At 41.7% G+C, this 391-nt stretch carries 1 protein-coding gene; it reads right to left on the bottom strand.

The features are described from left to right. A partial coding sequence (locus CD041_RS00550; protein ID WP_142380819.1) for a Rib/alpha-like domain-containing protein occupies positions 1-391 on the bottom strand: 391 nt, incomplete at both ends.

Below are 391 nucleotides of genomic sequence, written 5' to 3'. Positions count from 1 at the left end.
TTCTTTCACTGTTACTGGCACATCCACATGGTCTTTTGTGCCATCTGGATATGTCACTGTCACTGGTACATTGTGTGTACCTGGGGTTTGACCATCTGGTAATGTGTTTGGATTATCTACTGTTACTACTGGTGTACCTTTTGAACTTGGATAATCTGGTACGGTTACCGCTTTTTTGACTTCATCCGCTGTTGTCGGTGTACCAAAGTCTTTTGTGATTGGTGTTACTTTTGGTTCGTATTTATCTTTGTCTGGTTGTTCTTTCACTGTTACCGGTACATTCACATGATCTTTTGATCCATCTGGGTATGTCACCGTTGCTGGTACTGTATATGTGCCAGGCGTTTGACCATTTGGTAATGTGCTTGGATTATCTACTGTTACTACTGGT

The sequence above is a fragment of the Staphylococcus lugdunensis genome (genome assembly GCF_002901705.1).
In the GTDB taxonomy this organism is placed as follows: Bacteria; Bacillota; Bacilli; order Staphylococcales; family Staphylococcaceae; genus Staphylococcus; species Staphylococcus lugdunensis.
Note: the sequence above shows the minus strand (reverse complement) of the source record. Positions and strands in the feature narration are given on the sequence as shown.